This window comes from Methylobacillus sp. MM3, assembly GCF_001645185.1.
Classification (GTDB): domain Bacteria; phylum Pseudomonadota; class Gammaproteobacteria; order Burkholderiales; family Methylophilaceae; genus MM2.
Map to the genome: position 1 here is coordinate 161,729 of NZ_LXTQ01000011.1, position 16,156 is coordinate 177,884.

The 16,156-nt window shown below is 55.9% G+C and carries 15 protein-coding genes and 1 tRNA gene; 13 read left to right on the top strand and 3 right to left on the bottom strand.

Annotated elements, in window-relative coordinates:
- The first annotated feature begins 5 nt into the window (after positions 1–5).
- From nuoL to A7976_RS05040, 6 genes are all read left to right on the top strand, one after another.
- On the top strand, positions 6–2,027 hold the full coding sequence (gene nuoL, locus A7976_RS05015) for an NADH-quinone oxidoreductase subunit L (RefSeq protein ID WP_067108007.1): 2,022 nt from the start codon (positions 6–8) through the stop codon (positions 2,025–2,027).
- Positions 2,028–2,040: 13 nt separating this feature from the next.
- Entirely contained in the window at positions 2,041–3,525 is a 1,485-nt protein-coding gene (locus tag A7976_RS05020; RefSeq protein ID WP_067108010.1) for an NADH-quinone oxidoreductase subunit M, read from the top strand.
- Between the two features lie 5 nt (positions 3,526–3,530).
- On the top strand, positions 3,531–4,982 hold the full coding sequence (gene nuoN / locus A7976_RS05025) for an NADH-quinone oxidoreductase subunit NuoN (protein WP_067109093.1): 1,452 nt from the start codon (positions 3,531–3,533) through the stop codon (positions 4,980–4,982).
- A 5-nt stretch (positions 4,983–4,987) separates the two neighbouring features.
- Positions 4,988–5,269 (top strand): DUF2818 family protein, encoded by a 282-nt coding sequence (locus A7976_RS05030; RefSeq protein WP_088178395.1) that lies wholly within the window; start codon positions 4,988–4,990, stop codon positions 5,267–5,269.
- Positions 5,266–5,817 carry an NUDIX domain-containing protein gene (locus A7976_RS05035; protein WP_067108016.1) on the top strand — a complete coding sequence of 184 codons (552 nt, stop codon included), beginning with the start codon at positions 5,266–5,268 and terminating at the stop codon, positions 5,815–5,817. The genes A7976_RS05030 and A7976_RS05035 overlap by 4 nt, the downstream gene beginning before the upstream one ends.
- Before the next feature lie 624 nt (positions 5,818–6,441).
- On the top strand, positions 6,442–6,888 hold the full coding sequence (locus A7976_RS05040) for a Mut7-C RNAse domain-containing protein (RefSeq protein ID WP_067108019.1): 447 nt from the start codon (positions 6,442–6,444) through the stop codon (positions 6,886–6,888).
- 25 nt (positions 6,889–6,913) lie between these two features.
- Here A7976_RS05040 and A7976_RS05045 read toward each other — a convergent pair whose 3' ends face one another.
- The 3 genes from A7976_RS05045 to A7976_RS05055 are packed head-to-tail and all read right to left on the bottom strand — an operon-like array spanning position 6,914 to position 9,268.
- Complete coding sequence (locus A7976_RS05045) at positions 6,914–7,168, bottom strand: hypothetical protein (RefSeq protein WP_067109096.1); 255 nt, start codon at positions 7,166–7,168, stop codon at positions 6,914–6,916.
- Positions 7,169–7,196: 28 nt separating this feature from the next.
- Positions 7,197–8,633 carry an aminotransferase class I/II-fold pyridoxal phosphate-dependent enzyme gene (locus A7976_RS05050; RefSeq protein ID WP_082878025.1) on the bottom strand — a complete coding sequence of 479 codons (1,437 nt, stop codon included), beginning with the start codon at positions 8,631–8,633 and terminating at the stop codon, positions 7,197–7,199.
- Between the two features lie 5 nt (positions 8,634–8,638).
- Entirely contained in the window at positions 8,639–9,268 is a 630-nt protein-coding gene (locus A7976_RS05055) for a 2OG-Fe(II) oxygenase (protein WP_067108022.1), read from the bottom strand.
- A 101-nt stretch (positions 9,269–9,369) separates the two neighbouring features.
- On the opposite strand from A7976_RS05055, the gene A7976_RS05060 reads away from it, so the two are divergent.
- The 7 genes from A7976_RS05060 to pheT all read left to right on the top strand — a co-directional run bounded on the left by A7976_RS05060 (position 9,370) and on the right by pheT (position 16,149).
- A tRNA-Val gene (locus tag A7976_RS05060) sits at positions 9,370–9,446 on the top strand.
- Between the two features lie 64 nt (positions 9,447–9,510).
- Positions 9,511–11,427, top strand: coding sequence for a threonine--tRNA ligase (thrS, locus tag A7976_RS05065; protein WP_067108025.1), 1,917 nt, complete (start codon positions 9,511–9,513; stop codon positions 11,425–11,427).
- 26 nt (positions 11,428–11,453) lie between these two features.
- Positions 11,454–11,984: a translation initiation factor IF-3 gene (gene infC, locus A7976_RS05070; protein WP_205633466.1), complete on the top strand. Its 531-nt coding sequence runs from the start codon at positions 11,454–11,456 to the stop codon at positions 11,982–11,984.
- Positions 11,985–12,105: 121 nt separating this feature from the next.
- Positions 12,106–12,303, top strand: a complete 198-nt coding sequence (gene rpmI, locus A7976_RS05075) for a 50S ribosomal protein L35 (protein ID WP_019897898.1) — start codon at positions 12,106–12,108, stop codon at positions 12,301–12,303.
- An 11-nt stretch (positions 12,304–12,314) separates the two neighbouring features.
- The gene (gene rplT / locus A7976_RS05080; protein ID WP_067108028.1) at positions 12,315–12,677 is read left to right on the top strand and encodes a 50S ribosomal protein L20; all 363 of its coding nucleotides are present in this window, start codon (positions 12,315–12,317) and stop codon (positions 12,675–12,677) included.
- Between the two features lie 67 nt (positions 12,678–12,744).
- Positions 12,745–13,770 carry a phenylalanine--tRNA ligase subunit alpha gene (gene pheS / locus A7976_RS05085; RefSeq protein WP_067108031.1) on the top strand — a complete coding sequence of 342 codons (1,026 nt, stop codon included), beginning with the start codon at positions 12,745–12,747 and terminating at the stop codon, positions 13,768–13,770.
- Between the two features lie 24 nt (positions 13,771–13,794).
- Complete coding sequence (pheT, locus tag A7976_RS05090) at positions 13,795–16,149, top strand: phenylalanine--tRNA ligase subunit beta (RefSeq protein ID WP_067108034.1); 2,355 nt, start codon at positions 13,795–13,797, stop codon at positions 16,147–16,149.
- Positions 16,150–16,156: the final 7 nt, after the last annotated feature.

Sequence of the window (16,156 nt, forward strand, 5' to 3'; positions counted from 1 at the left end):
CGATCATGACCGAGATACAAAAAATATATCTGCTGATCCCGTTGCTGCCTTTGTTCGCAGCTGCCGTGGTGGGCCTCTTCGGCAGAAAGTTGCCGCGTGCCGCGGCGCACTTGATCACTATCCCTGCTGTGGCGGCGGCATTCGGGTTATCGGCCTATGTGCTGATCGATGTACTCCAGGGCCATCTTTTCAATGGGACGGTATACACCTGGCTGATCAGCGGCGGTACCAACTTCGAGGTCGGTTTCCTGATCGATCAGCTTTCGGCGACGATGATGGTGATCGTCACTTTCGTGTCGCTGATGGTGCACATCTACACCATTGGTTACATGCATGAAGATCCCGGTTACAGCCGTTTCTTCAGCTATATCTCGCTCTTTACCTTCTCCATGCTGATGCTGGTGATGAGCAACAACTTCATGCAGCTCTTCTTCGGCTGGGAAGCGGTGGGCCTGGTCAGCTATCTGCTGATCGGTTTCTGGTTCACGCGGCCGACCGCGATCTACGCCAATCTGAAGGCCTTCCTGGTCAATCGTGTCGGCGATTTCGGTTTTCTGCTCGGTATCGGCATGGTGCTGTATTACCTGGGCAGCCTGGATTACGCGGCAGTCTTTTCCATCGCGCCACAATTCGCTGACATGAAGGTGAGTCTGATCCCGGGCAGTGAGTGGTCGCTGATGACGGTGATTTGCATCCTGCTGTTCATCGGTGCCATGGGCAAGTCGGCGCAGGTGCCGTTGCATGTCTGGCTGCCGGATTCCATGGAAGGTCCGACGCCGATTTCCGCGCTGATCCACGCGGCAACGATGGTGACCGCGGGTATCTTCATGGTGGCGCGCATGTCGCCTCTGTTCGAGCTTTCCACCACCGCGCTGTCCTTCGTCCTGGTGATCGGCAGCATTACCGCGTTGTTCATGGCCTTTCTCGGCATCATCCAGAACGATATCAAGCGTGTGGTAGCGTATTCCACGCTGTCGCAGCTCGGCTATATGACAGTGGCGCTGGGCGTTTCCGCTTACTCGGCGGCAATCTTCCATCTCATGACGCATGCCTTCTTCAAGGCGCTGCTGTTCCTCGCTGCTGGTTCAGTAATCATGGCGATGCACCACGATCAGGATCTGCGGCGCATGGGTGGCCTGCGCAAGTATCTGCCGATCACCTACCTGACTTCCGTGGTTGGTTCGCTGGCGCTGGCCGGCATTCCGCCATTCGCCGGATTCTTTTCCAAGGATGCGATTATCGAGGCAGTGCACGCTTCGCATATTCCCGGGGCCGGTTTTGCCTATTTCGCGGTAATGGCGGGCGTATTCGTGACGGCTTTCTACAGTTTCCGCCAGCTATTCCTCGCGTTCCATGGCGAGGAGCGCTTTGGACACAATCACGATGATCATGAGGGTGACCACGACGACGAGGAAGTCTCCGCCGATCATCATCACGGCCTCGCTCCCGGCCAGAAGCCGCACGAATCGCCGTGGGTCGTGACTATTCCGCTGATTTTCCTGGCAGTTCCATCTGTCTTTGCCGGCTTGCTCTATATCGAACCGATGCTGTTCGGCGGTTTCTTCGGCAACGCTATCGTGGTTCGCCCCGAGCATGACGTACTGCACCACATCGGCAGTGAATTCCACGGATGGCTGCCTTTCGCGCTGCATGGTCTGACGGCCGCACCGTTCTGGCTGGCCATTGCGGGTATAGCCAGCGCCTGGTTCCTGTACCTCAAGCGTCCGGAGTTGCCTGGCGTCATCCAGAGCAAGTTCATGACGATCTATCGCATCCTGGATAACAAATACGGCTTCGACAGCTTTAACGAGAGATTCTTCGCCGGCGGTGCGCGCTATATCGGTGGCAAGCTGTGGCAAGTCGGCGATGTGAAGGTAATCGACGGCTTCATGGTCAACGGCACCGCGCGGCTGGTCGGGCGCATCTCGGCGGTCGTACGTCATTTGCAATCAGGTCTGATCTACCACTACGCGTTTGCGATGATCATCGGCGCATTCGTTCTGCTGACCTTCTTTATGAAGATATAAGAAAAACCATTCCATGTTTGAATCGAATATTCTCAGCCTGTCCATCTGGGTGCCTGTACTGGCAGGTATCCTGGTGCTCGCCACCGGTAACGACGAGCGCCCCGGCCTGACACGTTGGATTGCTCTGCTCGGCAGCATTGCCGGATTCCTGGTGACGCTGCCGCTCTATACTCGATTCGACCGTGCCGATGGCGGCTTCCAGTTCCAGGAGGGCTATAACTGGATCCCCAGCTTCAATATTCATTACCACCTCGGTGTGGACGGCCTAGCGGTGCCGCTGATCCTACTCACCAGCTTTACCACGATGATCGTGGTGCTGGCTGGCTGGGAAGTCATCCAGAAGCGCGTTGCGCAATACATGGCGGCCTTTCTTATCATGTCCGGCCTGATGATAGGCGTGTTCTCTGCGCTGGATGGCATCCTGTTCTACGTATTCTGGGAAGCGATGTTGATCCCGATGTTCCTGGTGATCGGTATCTGGGGCGGTCCGAACCGGGTGTATGCAACCATCAAGTTCTTCCTCTATACCTTGCTCGGCTCATTGCTGATGCTGGTGGCTTTCATCTACCTGTTCCATCAGAGCAATAGTTTCGAGATCGTCGACTACTACATGTTGCCGTTGCCGTTGTCGGTGCAGTTGTTCATCTTCTTTGCGTTCTTCATGGCTTTTGCGGTGAAGATTCCGATGTGGCCGGTGCATACCTGGCTGCCGGATGCGCACGTCGAGGCGCCTACCGGCGGCTCGGTGGTGCTGGCGGCCATCATGTTGAAGCTGGGGGCTTACGGTTTCCTGCGCTTCGCGATGCCTATTGCGCCCGATGCGGCGCATTATCTGGCGACACCCATGATCGTTCTGTCCCTGATCGCAGTGGTATACATCGCCTTCGTCGCACTGGCGCAACAGGACATGAAGAAGCTGATCGCCTATTCGTCGATCTCGCACATGGGTTTCGTCACGCTGGGCCTGTTCATTTTCAATCCGCTCGGCATGGAAGGCGGCGTCGTGCAGATGATTTCTCACGGGTTCATTTCCGGAGCCATGTTCCTGTGCGTTGGCGTGCTCTATGACCGCATGCATTCGCGTCAGATTGCCGACTACGGCGGTGTGGTGAATACCATGCCGACCTTCACGGCATTTGCCGTGCTATTCGCAATGGCGAACGCCGGGTTGCCCGGCACTTCCGGCTTTGTCGGTGAATTCATGGTGATCCTCGCTGCTGTGCAGGAAAACTTCTGGTATGCCTTCCTGGCTGCAACCACGCTGATTCTCGGCGCGGCTTACACCTTGTGGATGGTAAAGCGGGTGTTTTTTGGGGCCGTTGGCAACTCGCATGTCGCCGAACTGCAGGACTTGAACAAGCGCGAATTCGTGATATTGGGTGTGCTGGCATTGATGGTGCTGGGTTTCGGCCTGTATCCGCAGCCGATCACCGAACTGACGCACGCCACGGTTGAGCAATTGCTCACGCACCTCGCCCAAAGCAAGATCCCAGGCTGAACATGATGAATAACGCAATAACATACGATCTGATCGCCGCACTTCCGGAAATTTTCGTGCTGTGCATGGCCATGGTAGTCTTGCTGGTCAGCCTTTTCCTGAGTGCGCGTACCCTCTATGTCAGCTATATCCTGACGCAGGTAACGCTGCTCGGCGCCGCATTCATTACCGTTTCGACGCATATTCCCGCGGTCGGCTATGCCTTCAACGGCATGTTCGTCGACGACCCGCTGTCCGATATTCTCAAGCTGATGATCTACCTTGGCACGTCCATGGTGCTGGTTTATTCACGCAGCTATATTGCGTTGCGTGGCATGTATCGCGGCGAATTTTTTGCGCTGGTTCTGTTCGCGATGCTGGGCATGATGATTATGGTATCCGGCCAGCATTTCCTGACGTTGTACATGGGGCTCGAACTGCTGTCGTTATGCCTGTATTCGCTGGTCGCACTGGATCGCGACAATCCGCGCTCGACGGAAGCCGCGATGAAGTATTTCGTGCTGGGAGCCTTGGCGTCAGGGATGCTGCTGTACGGTATGTCGATGATCTATGGCGCAACCGGCGCGCTTGAGCTGAGTCAGATCAATGCTGCCTTGTTCAATGGCATGGCCGACCGCTCCGTGCTGATACTGGGGCTCGTGTTTGTGGTTGCCGGCGTGGCTTTCAAGCTGGGCGCGGTACCTTTCCAGATGTGGCTGCCGGACGTCTATCACGGCGCACCAACGGCGGTCACCCTGCTGGTCGGTTCGGTGCCCAAGTTCGCTGCGTTTGCCTTTGTGATCCGCTTGCTGATCCAGGGCTTGCAGGTGCTCACCGTGGATTGGCAGGGCATGTTGATCGTCATGGCGGTATTGTCCATCAGCATCGGGAATATTACCGCCATTGCGCAAACCAACCTGAAGCGTATGCTGGCTTATTCGACGATTTCGCATATCGGCTTCCTGCTGTTCGGTTTTCTGAGCGGCAGCATGAACGGCTATATTTCCTCGATGTTCTATATCTCGGCTTATGTGCTGATGACGCTCGGCGGCTTCGGCATGATCCTGTTATTGTCGCGCAAGGGTTTCGAGGCGGAAAATCTGGACGACTTCAAGGGCCTCAATCAACGCAGCCCGTGGTATGCCTTCCTCATGCTGCTGTTGATGTTCTCGATGGCTGGCGTGCCGCCGACGCTGGGTTTCTACGCCAAATTTACCGTGCTGCAGGCAGCCTTGCAGGCAGGCTTTGTCAGTCTCGTGATCTTTGCGGTATTGATGGCGGCAGTAGGGGCGTTCTACTACCTGCGCATCGTCAAATTGATGTATTTCGACGAACCGCAGGATCATGCGCCGATTACGCCTTCGCCTGACATGGCGCTGGTTCTCGGCATCAATGGCATGGCGATACTGATACTGGGCTTGATGCCGCAGCGTTTGATGGAACTCTGCGCCTACGCGATCGCTCATAGCCTGCAATGAATTCCATGCATCTTGTTCTGATCCTGCTGACGCTGCTCGCAGCAAATCTACCATGGTTCTCGGAGCGGCTCTTTTATGCCGTGTCGCTCAAAAACAAGCATCTTGGATGGCGCCTGCTCGAACTGGTGGTTTTTTACTTCGTCATCGGCGCCGTGGCTTATTTCGTTGAGCGCTCGAGCATGGGGCAGGTGGCTCCGCAAGGCTGGCAGTTCTATGCTACGACAGGCGCGCTGTTCATCGTATTCGCGTTTCCCGGTTTCGTTTGGCGGTATTTGTGGCGCAAATGAGCGACGATAAGCTCACCGAAACCCGCATTTCTTCCGAAACCGTTTTCCACGGCAGACTGATGCATGCCAAGCGCGATGTCGTGCGCTTGCATAACGGTCACGAAACCACCCGCGAATATATCGTTCACCCCGGCGCAGTGCTGATCGTGCCTTTGCTGGATGACGGCAGGCTGGTGTTCGAGCGCCAGTTCCGCTACCCGTTGGGCCGCGCATTCATTGAACTCCCCGCCGGGAAAATTGACCCCAACGAAGATCCTTTGCAAACCGGTCAGCGCGAATTGCAGGAAGAAACCGGTTATACCGCACGAGAATGGCACCATCTGACGACTTTGCATCCCTGCATCGGCTATTCCGATGAGCGCATCCTGATCTATCTCGCGACGACCCTCGAAGCAGGGCAGCATCGGCGCGACGATGACGAGTCGCTGGAGATATTTACATTGACGCTTGCCGAAGCGATGGATGCAATGCGGCGCGGTGAAATCACCGATGGCAAAACCATGATTGCCCTGTTCTGGGCAGAAAAACATCTTTCCGGCGCCTGGTAAATTCGTTTCCCGCTCGGCTCATTCGCTGCAAGAAACTTTCTTGAAAACTCACTGGTCTATTAATTAGCCCGGGCGAGGGGTGGCTGTGCCCAGCCGAAACGCCTGGATAATTTTAAATCGCCGCACGGATGACAAGTGCGGTATCCGGAACTCAAGTAAACCAATAATAATTCCGTGCGTTTTATGCTTATGCCCTTTTTGGCATGGAGGAGTTAAAGATGAAAACCTTGCGATTAATATTGCTGGCCGCAGCACTTGCAGTAGGTGGGATGGGCAGCGCATACGCGCGGGATTCGTTCGGGCTGAGCGTGAACATCGGCATCCCCGGTTACTATGCCGCACCGCCGGCGGTCTACTATGCGCCGCCCCCCGTGGTCTATTATGAGCCTGCGCCGATTCGCTATTACTATGAACCGCGTGCTCAAATCTATTACAGCGAGCCTCGCCACTATTATGGCCGCAACCATCAATGGCGTGGTCACCGTGATTACCGCCACCATGACCGTCATCACCATCATGGCCATCATGGCCATCGTTAATCCGATGGCAAGCAGGTTGCTGTTTTAGTTTGCAGCAAAAGGCCGCTCGTACGCGGCCTTTTTATTTGCCCCGATGAATCGAACCATGAAACTGCTTTGCGACGAAATGCTCAAGGGATTGGCGCGCTGGCTGCGCACGTCGGGCTACGATGTGGCGATGGAACCTGACGGAAGGCCGGATCGCCAGTTGGTCGCGCGTGCGTTGGCGGAGGGGCGTGTTTTGCTTACGCGCGACCGTTTCCTGCTGCAAATTCGCGATGCGATGCGCGTGACGGTGCTGCTTGAAGGCAATGGAGTAGAGTCCTGTGCCCGTGAAATCACCCGTAAGCTTGATATTGACTGGCTATTGAATCCGTTCACGCGCTGTTCGCTGTGCAACAGCCCGCTCATCGAAGCCGAGCCATCGCCACAATGGCCGCCGGATATCCGCAAGGCATACCGATGTCCTTGCTGCAACAAATTTTACTGGCAGGGCGGGCACGTTGAACGCATGCGGCAAAAGCTGGAGTGCTGGCAGACAGAGTTTCGCTGAGTTTCAGCAGCAAAAAGGGCGCAGCCTACTGATCCTGGAACAGGAAAGAAATTCTGGCTTGCAGCACCATGTTTTCCAGCACCAGCCGCGCAATGGTGGCCGCCATGATCATATCCTGTGCCTCTTGGCCGATGTCGGGCGGCCAGTTATTCATCAGTTCTAGAACGTTCAGGCATGCCAACTGGCGCAGGTCGTCTTCCTCGAAATGAAGCCCGGTGAAATCGATGGGATCTTCCTTTTCGATTTCCCTCATGAGCTCCAACAGGGTTTCAGGTGTCATGTTGCCAGTATGCGGCGTAATCATGCATTTACAAAATACCGGAACTGGATATGCCGTGCTCTCGAATGGCTGCGAGAAGCGCATCCAGGTCCTCTTCGGCGGTGAAGGGATTCATGACTGTAGTGCGTAGCCAGACTTTGCCGTGCATGGCGACTTGCGTCAGGTGAAAGGCGCCGGATTCGACCAGTTTTTTCCTGATTAGCATTTGATCTTCTTTGCCGTAGCGGAAGCAGACGATATTGGTCTGCGGCATCATCAGCAATTCAAAGTCCGGTGCGGCATGAAGTTTTTCTGCCAGCAATCGCGCTGTTGCGAATACCTGATCTACCAATCCGCCCAGTTTCTCCGTCCCATAGAGCGAAAACGCGGCCCACAGCTTCAATCCCATCATGCGTTTGGTGCACTCCAGTGTGCGATAGCTGGTGTTGTAGGTTTCTTCCGCGTTGTTATTGCCCTGGAAGAGATAGGAAGCTTCTTGTGCAAATGCCGCATATCCGTGCTGCGGCTCGCGGAACAGCACTGCCGAGACAGTCGCTGGCATATAGAGCAGCTTGTGCCCGTCCCACACCACCGAATCTGCCATGGCAATGCCTTCGAGTAGCGGGCGGTGCTGGCGGGAGAGAAGTGCTGATGCGCCATGCGCCCCGTCCACGTGCATCCATAGATCGTGTGTGCGGCAGAAATTGGCGATCTCGGGCAAGGGATCGATACTTCCGGTTGGAGTACAGCCTGCGGTTGCGGCAACGGCAAACGGTTTGCTGCCTTGGTCCAGGCAATGCTGCCAGGCTGACTGCAATGCAGCCATATCCATGCGACCCTGGTCATCCGCAGCAATCTTGACGACAGCGTCGGTGCCCAGGCCCATGATGCCCGCAGCACGGCTAACCGAGTAATGCGCATGCTCGCTTGTCAGCAAGCGCAAGGGTTGACCGGCGCCGACACCATGCTGCCATGCATCCCAGCCGGCCTTGACCTGCCGCGCCGCCAGCAACGCGGTGAGATTGGCCTGGGCTCCGCCCGAAGTAAGCACGCCTTCAGCGCGCTGCCAGCCAATGAGTTCACCCAACCAGTGCAACACTTGCCGCTCAAGTAAGGTAGCGCTGGGGCCGGTTTCGTAGACGGCCATTGCCTGGTTGGTCAGTGCGGCAACCAGGTCGCAAAGTGCAGCCATCGGCAGTGGCGTGGCCACCTGGTGTCCGAGATTGCGTGGGTGATGAATATGCAGGCTGGCCGAAAGAATTTCGTCCTGGATCGCTTTCAGGAGTTGTCCGGAAGTCAGCGTGGCTTGTCGAGGCAGCGCAGCTTGCCATTGTTCCATTGCCTGCGCGGGAGGTTGCCAGTCCAGAACTGGCCCTTTTCCTTCGAGATTATCCGACAGATAGCGGGACAGGATATCGATCAGGGCATGCCCACTGGCGTTGAAAGCCTCGGGCGAAAACATCGCTTCCAGGGTTTGTTTATCCATGCTGATCAAATCGCAGATTGAGCGGCACGCGTGCGAAACCAGCCGGTGATGCTCAGCCGTTCACGCCGGGCGGGCAGCACTTCATGCCAATAGCGCGCAGAAAGAAAGGTGACCAATGTGCCTCCTTGAGGTTGAATGTCGCGATATAAGGTATCGTCCTGATCATCGAGATACATGCGCAGCTGGCCGCCGTCACTTTCTTGCCATGCGTCGTTCAGGTAGAGGATGCAAGTCAATGCACGCTGACTGTCATGCTGGAACTGATCGAGGTGTTTGCGGTAGAACGCACCGGGCGGATAGCTGGCGAAATGGCCTTCGAATTCAAACAGCCCTAGATAGAGTGTTCGATTGAAAGCCTGGCGCAGATTTTCCAGACGTTGCAGATACGCCTGCTGCGCCGGGGAAGCGAATGATTCCTCAAGCCAATGGATGAAATCGCCACGCACATTATTCGTGACCTCGGCATCCTTGCCTACCCCCGCGCCTCGCATCTCTCCGGATTGCTGCAAAGCGCGCAGATCGTTCGCCAATGCAGCTATCTCCGAGGCTGAAAGAAAATCGGGAATGATTGCGTAACCCTGAACTGCGATTTCGTCGGCGATGGTTGCTTCGGCAGGGCGGAAGGAATTTGACATGATGAATGATGTTCCAGGAAGACGATTATTATAGCGTTTTGCAAAAGTGCAATTCTGCATTTGCTTCCCGGCATTTTATTCGCTAGAATGCGCAGCTCTTTAGGCGCGTAGCTCAGCTGGTTAGAGCACCACCTTGACATGGTGGGGGTCGTTGGTTCGAGTCCAATCGCGCCTACCAACACCAAAACAAAAGCCGCTAGACGGCTTTTGTTATTTTTGCGGTCCGATTACGGGAAGTCACGATGCCAGTTATCCGTTTGCCGGACGGCTCCGAGCGCAAATTCGATGCGCCGGTGACCGTGTTCGATGTAGCGCAAAATATTGGCGCCGGGCTGGCCCGGGCCGCGTTGGCCGGCAAGGTCAACGGCACTCTGGTCGATACCTCCTATGTGATTTCCGAAGACTCCGATCTCGCTATCGTTACCGATCGCGATGCGGATGGCTTGGAAGTCATCCGCCACTCCATGGCCCACTTGCTGGCATACGCGGTCAAGGAGCTCTTTCCCGAAGCGCAAGTCACCATCGGCCCGGTCATCGACAACGGGTTTTACTACGACTTTTCGTACAAGCGCCCATTCACGCCTGAAGACCTCGAGGCCATCGAGAAGCGCATGGCTGAACTCGCCAAGCGCGACATCCCGGTGACGCGCAAGGTTCTGCCGCGCGATGAAGCCGTCGCCTATTTCAAGTCCATCGGCGAGCACTACAAGGCTGAAATCATCGAAAGCATTCCGCAGGGCGAGGATGTTTCGCTGTACACCGAAGGCGATTTCACCGATCTGTGCCGCGGCCCGCACGTACCTTCCACCGGTCGGCTCAAGGCCTTCAAGTTGATGAAGGTGGCAGGCGCATACTGGCGCGGCGACTCCAGAAATGAGATGCTGCAGCGCATCTACGGCACGGCCTGGGCGAAAAAGGAAGATCTTGACGCCTACCTGCACATGCTGGAGGAGGCCGAGAAGCGCGACCACCGCAAACTGGGCAAGCAGCTTGATTTCTTCCACATGCAGGACGAAGCTCCGGGCATGGTGTTCTGGCATCCCAGGGGCTGGGTTCTGTGGCAGGAAGTCGAGCAATACATGCGCGCCAAGTTTATCGATCACGGCTATCAGGAAGTACGTACGCCGCTGGTGATGGACCGTTCGCTATGGGAAAAGTCCGGTCACTGGGAAAACTACCGCGAAAACATGTTCACGACGGCTTCCGAAAACCGTGACTATGCGGTGAAACCGATGAACTGCCCCGGTCACGTGCAAATCTTCAATCACGGTCTGCATAGCTATCGCGATTTGCCGTTACGCCTGGCGGAGTTCGGCTCCTGCCATCGCAACGAGCCCTCCGGTGCGCTGCACGGACTGATGCGCGTGCGTGGATTCACGCAGGACGATGCCCATATTTTCTGTACCGAAGAGCAGGTGCGTGCCGAAGTGGCATCCTTCATCGTGATGCTGCAAGAGGTATACGTCGACTTCGGCTTCAACGACGTGCTGGTCAAATTGTCCACCCGTCCCGAAAAACGCGTCGGTTCCGACGAAACCTGGGACAAGGCGGAAACTGCCTTGGCCGCTGCCCTCGACGAGAACGGCCTCAAGTACGATCTGCAGCCGGGTGAGGGTGCGTTCTATGGCCCCAAGATCGAATTTACATTAAAAGATTCGCTTGGCCGCTTGTGGCAGTGCGGGACTATCCAGCTTGATTTCAACCTGCCGACGCGTCTTGGTGCGGAATATGTCGCCGACGACAACTCGCGTAAACCGCCTGTAATGCTGCACCGCGCCATCGTTGGCTCGATGGAGCGCTTTCTCGGGATTCTCATCGAAAACTACGCGGGCGCGATGCCTTTGTGGCTGTCGCCGGTGCAAGCCGTGGTGATGAATATCACCGATGCGCAGGCCTCATACGTTGAATCTGTGGTCTCTGAGCTCAAGAAAAACGGCTTGCGTGCGCAGTCGGACTTGAGAAATGAGAAAATAAACTTTAAAATACGCGAACATAGCTTGCAGAAGATGCCTTACCTGCTGGTTGCAGGCGAGCGCGAAATGCAAAGCGGACAAGTGGCCGTGCGTACCCGAAAAGGTGAAGACCTGGGATCCATGCCGTTGCAGACGTTGATTGAACGCCTGCGCGAAGAGGTTTCCCGACGTGGTGGCGCGGCCTGATTATTTATTGACTTGGAGAATTGGCGATAGCTCAGGATAAAGAAACTCGAATCAACGGTGACATTACTGCATCGCAGATTCGTTTAATTGGGGTGGACGGCGAACAGCTTGGTATTGTCAGTTTGAGTCAGGCGTTGTCCATGGCGGAAGAGGCGGAAATCGATCTGGTCGAGATTGCGCCGCAAGCAGCGCCCCCGGTTTGTCGATTGATGGATTACGGCAAGTTCAAATATCACGAGAGCAAGAAGCAGCACGAGGCTCGCCTGAAGCAGAAGCAAGTCCAGGTCAAAGAAGTGAAATTCCGCCCGGGTACGGACGAAGGCGACTATCAGGTCAAGTTGCGCAACCTGATCCGCTTCCTGGAAGAAGGGGACAAGGCCAAGATTACCTTGCGCTTCCGCGGCCGTGAAATTACACACCAGGAGTTAGGCTTGGCGTTGCTGAAGCGCGTCGAGGCAGATCTCCAGGAGCATGCGGTAGTTGAGCAGTTCCCGAAAATGGAAGGCCGGCAAATGGTCATGGTACTCGGCCCGCACAAGAAACAGATTGTTAAGTAATTTGAATTCTCGCGAGTTTGGCTCGCGAGATTCGATGTTGTAGGTAGCAAGTAGCAAGTCCTGGAGCGACGCGGCCCAAAGGCATGCCCGATCGCTTCTTAATCATCTCAAGGAGAACGAAATGCCAAAAATGAAGACCAAGAGCGGCGCCAAGAAGCGCTTTAAGTTCTTGGGGAATGGCAAGGTCAAGCGTACCCATTCGCACCTGCGCCACATCCTCACCAAGAAGACCACCAAGCAAAAGCGCAAGCTGCGCGGCACGGCGATCATTTCCTCAACCGACGTCAAGCGCGTACGCGCCATGATGCCGACTCAATAAGGAGATAGAGCATGCCAAGAGTCAAGCGTGGTGTAATCGCCCGTGCACGTCACAAGAAAGTTCTGGACGCTGCCAAGGGTTATCGTGGTCGTCGCAAGAACGTATACCGCATCGCCAAACAGGCGGTGATGAAGGCAGGTCAATATGCCTATCGCGACCGTCGTCAGAAGAAGCGCCAGTTCCGCGCATTGTGGATCGCCCGTATCAACGCCGGCGCCCGCGAATGTGGACTGACATACAGCCGTTTCATGAACGGTCTGAAGAAGTCTTCCGTTGAAGTGGATCGCAAGGTGCTGGCTGACCTGGCTGTCTTCGACAAACCGGCATTTGCCAAGTTTGCCGAAATGGCGAAGTCCGGCCTCGGCGCTGCTTAATCAGTAGCAGACAGAAAAAGGAGGCTGATGGCCTCCTTTTTTTTCGGCACGGTAATCGACGAGAACTATGCAAAACCTAGAACAAATTCTTTCCGCCGCCCAGAGTGACTTTGCCGCTTGCGCGAACATTGCAGACCTGGAACAGGCCAAGGCGAAATACCTCGGCAAGAGCGGTGCGCTCACCGAGCAGCTCAAAGGGTTGGGTAAACTGTCTGCCGAAGAACGGCCGACCGCAGGTGCTGCGATCAATGTTGTCAAGCAAGGCGTCGAGCAGGCGCTGCAGGCGCGTCGCGATGCGATTCTGGATGCCGAGCAGGCGCAGAAGCTGGCGAGCGAGACCCTGGATGTGACCTTGCCGGGACGAGGCAGGAAGCAGGGCGGACTTCATCCGGTGACGCGTACCTTGGCCCGCATTGAGCATCTCTTTCACTCGATCGGCTTTGAAGTGGCCGAAGGGCCGGAAATCGAGACCGATTTCTATAACTTCACCGCGCTCAATATCCCGGACGATCATCCGGCGCGCGCGATGCACGATACTTTTTACGTGGATGACCAGCATGTGCTGCGCACCCATACCTCGCCTATCCAAGTGCGCTACATGCAAGCGCATGTCGCCAGACACCAGCAGCTTGAAACCATGCCGGACGTACGCATTATCGCGCCGGGCCGGGTATATCGCGTCGACTCCGACGCGACCCATTCGCCGATGTTCCATCAGGTTGAAGGCCTGTGGATCGGGGAGGCCGTCAGTTTTGCCGACCTCAAGGGCGTGATCGCTGATTTCCTCAAGAATTTTTTCGAGACGGACGATATGCAGGTGCGTTTTCGCCCTTCTTTTTTCCCGTTTACCGAACCGTCGGCGGAGATCGATCTCGCCTTCACCAGCGGTCCGCGCCAGGGCAAGTGGCTGGAAGTGGCCGGATGCGGCATGGTGCACCCCAACGTATTGGGCCATGTCGGCATCGATAGCGAGAAATACATCGGCTTCGCTTTCGGTTTTGGTGTCGAGCGCCTGGCGATGCTGCGCTACGGTGTGAGTGATCTCCGGTTGTTCTTCGAGAACGACCTGCGCTTCCTGAAACAATTCGCATAAGCGATTTTTGGAAACGATAGAACAATGAAATTTTCCGAACACTGGTTGCGTACCATGGTTGATCCCTCGCTTTCCAGCGAGGAGTTGTCGCATTTGTTGACAATGGCAGGCCTTGAAGTTGAAGAGCTTGATCCGGTTGCACCAGACTTCAACGGTGTCGTTATTGCCGAAATTCTGTCGTCTGAAAGGCATCCCGATGCCGATCGCCTGCAGATCTGCCGAGTCAAGGTTGGCGATGGTGAACCGCTGCAGATCGTTTGTGGAGCACCTAACGCACGCGCCGGCCTCAAGGCGCCCTGCGCACTGGTTGGTGCCGTATTGCCGGGATTCGAGATCAAGCGCGCGAAAGTCCGTGGGGTCGAATCCTTCGGCATGCTGTGCTCTGCAAAAGAGTTGGGGATTGCGGAAGAAAGCAACGGTCTTCTGGAGTTGCCGGCCGATGCGCCGGTTGGTCGCGACATTCGCGACTGGTTGGCTCTCAATGATCAGCTGTTTACGTTGAAGCTGACGCCTAATCGCAGCGACTGCCTGAGCCTGTTGGGACTGGCGCGTGAGGTTTCCGCGCTGACCGGAGTGCCTCTGACGATACCCGAAACCGCTGCCGTGCAGGTGACGCATCAAGAACAGAAGGCAGTGAAGGTGTCGGCACCTGAAGCGTGTCCCCACTATGCCGGCCGTGTCATTCGCGGTGTTGATGCTTTTGCGGCAACACCCGACTGGATGAAGCAGCGCCTGGAGCGTAGCGGCTTGCGCAGCCTGACGGCTATCGTTGACGTTACCAACTATGTGTTGCTGGAACTGGGGCAGCCATTGCATGCGTTTGACCTCGCCAAATTGCAAGGCGATATCCAGGTACGCATGGCAAAGGCGGGCGAAAAGCTTGAATTGCTCAATAAGCAAACGGTTGAGTTGCAGCCGGATTATCTGGTGATTGCCGATAATGGCGGGCCTGTGGCGCTGGCCGGCATCATGGGTGGGACACCTAGTTCGGTGACGGCAATTACTACCGATATTTTCCTTGAAAGCGCTTTCTTCAGCCCCGCAGCTATCGTCGGCAAGGCGCGTCAACTGGGCTTCTCGACGGATTCCTCCTATCGCTTCGAGCGCGGTGTTGATTTCGCCGCCACTTTACAGGCCATGGAGCGTGCTACCCAATTGATTATTGAAATTTGCGGCGGTAGCGCGGGCCCGATTACTGAAGCGGTGTCGGAATTGCCGGCGCGCCCTGCTGTGCGTTTGCGCCGGGATCGGGTGCGTCGCGTGCTAGGCATTTCGCTCGGTGAAAATGAAATCGCCGCTTTGCTTCAACGCCTCGGCATGTCATTCACCCAGACTGACGGCGAGTTTGCAGTGACGCCTCCTTCATATCGTTTCGATATCGAGATCGAAGAAGATCTGATCGAGGAAGTCGCGCGCCTGTACGGTTACGAGAAAATCCTGCCATATCCGCCGCAAGCGAAGATGACCATGCTGGCGGACAATGAGTCTCATCGGAGTGCGTTGGCTGTGCGTGAGTTATTGGTCGCCAATGATTATCAGGAAGTCGTGACCTACAGCTTTGTAGACGAGTCCTGGGAACGCAATCTTGCCGGTAATACTCAGGCAATCCCATTGCGCAACCCCATTGCCAGCAACATGAGCGTAATGCGCTCGACGCTATGGGGCGGCCTGCTGGAAGCTTTGATTTACAACATCAATCGCAAGCAGGAGCGTGTCCGACTGTTCGAAGTCGGCGCCTGTTTTGCGCAGGACGGCGAGAAGTATGCCCATCGTACCAAAGTCGCCGGTCTGTGCTATGGCAATGTAGTTCCGGACCAATGGGATGAAGCGGGGCGCAAGGTCGATTTTTATGATATCAAGGCAGACGTCGAAGCTTTGACGCGTGGTCAAGCCAGATACATCGCCGATGTGCATCCGGCCTTGCATCCCGGACAGTCGGCTCGCATCGAGGTCGATGGCGTGCCCGTTGGCTGGCTGGGCGGCCTGCATCCCAAGTGGCAACAGCAGTACCAGTTGTCGTCGTCTGTAGTGATGTTCGAGCTGGATCTGGAACCGTTGCTGCAAGTCGGCCTGCCATGTTTCAGCGAGGTCGCAAAATTCCCGCCCGTGCGTCGTGACCTGGCCGTGGTGGTGGATGAATCCGTACCGGCGCAGGCTTTGATTGATGCAATGCATGAAGCGAATGTGGGCGTAATAAATGAGATCGCCCTGTTCGATCAATACCGTGGAAAAGGCGTCGAGCAAGGGAAGAAAAGTCTTGCGTTTCTTGTAGTTATGCAAGATACTCAAAAAACTTTGACCGATGAGGACACCGATGCCGCAGTGGCTAGGTTGCTCACGGCGATGGCCCAAAAACACGGTGCTGTGTTACGTAGTTGAGAGAATG

Excerpts from the sequence above, each read along its gene's own strand:
- nuoN (WP_067109093.1), top strand. The coding sequence starts at position 3,531 with ATGAATAACGCAATAACATACGATCTGATCGCCGCACTTCCGGAAATT.
- A7976_RS05020 (WP_067108010.1), top strand. The coding sequence starts at position 2,041 with ATGTTTGAATCGAATATTCTCAGCCTGTCCATCTGGGTGCCTGTACTG.
- rpmI (WP_019897898.1), top strand. The coding sequence starts at position 12,106 with ATGCCAAAAATGAAGACCAAGAGCGGCGCCAAGAAGCGCTTTAAGTTC.
- A7976_RS05055 (WP_067108022.1), bottom strand. The coding sequence starts at position 9,268 with ATGTCAAATTCCTTCCGCCCTGCCGAAGCAACCATCGCCGACGAAATC.
- A7976_RS05050 (WP_082878025.1), bottom strand. The coding sequence starts at position 8,633 with ATGGATAAACAAACCCTGGAAGCGATGTTTTCGCCCGAGGCTTTCAAC.
- A7976_RS05040 (WP_067108019.1), top strand. The coding sequence starts at position 6,442 with ATGAAACTGCTTTGCGACGAAATGCTCAAGGGATTGGCGCGCTGGCTG.
- A7976_RS05045 (WP_067109096.1), bottom strand. The coding sequence starts at position 7,168 with ATGACACCTGAAACCCTGTTGGAGCTCATGAGGGAAATCGAAAAGGAA.
- pheT (WP_067108034.1), top strand. The coding sequence starts at position 13,795 with ATGAAATTTTCCGAACACTGGTTGCGTACCATGGTTGATCCCTCGCTT.
- pheS (WP_067108031.1), top strand. The coding sequence starts at position 12,745 with ATGCAAAACCTAGAACAAATTCTTTCCGCCGCCCAGAGTGACTTTGCC.
- rplT (WP_067108028.1), top strand. The coding sequence starts at position 12,315 with ATGCCAAGAGTCAAGCGTGGTGTAATCGCCCGTGCACGTCACAAGAAA.
- thrS (WP_067108025.1), top strand. The coding sequence starts at position 9,511 with ATGCCAGTTATCCGTTTGCCGGACGGCTCCGAGCGCAAATTCGATGCG.
- A7976_RS05030 (WP_088178395.1), top strand. The coding sequence starts at position 4,988 with ATGCATCTTGTTCTGATCCTGCTGACGCTGCTCGCAGCAAATCTACCA.
- nuoL (WP_067108007.1), top strand. The coding sequence starts at position 6 with ATGACCGAGATACAAAAAATATATCTGCTGATCCCGTTGCTGCCTTTG.
- A7976_RS05035 (WP_067108016.1), top strand. The coding sequence starts at position 5,266 with ATGAGCGACGATAAGCTCACCGAAACCCGCATTTCTTCCGAAACCGTT.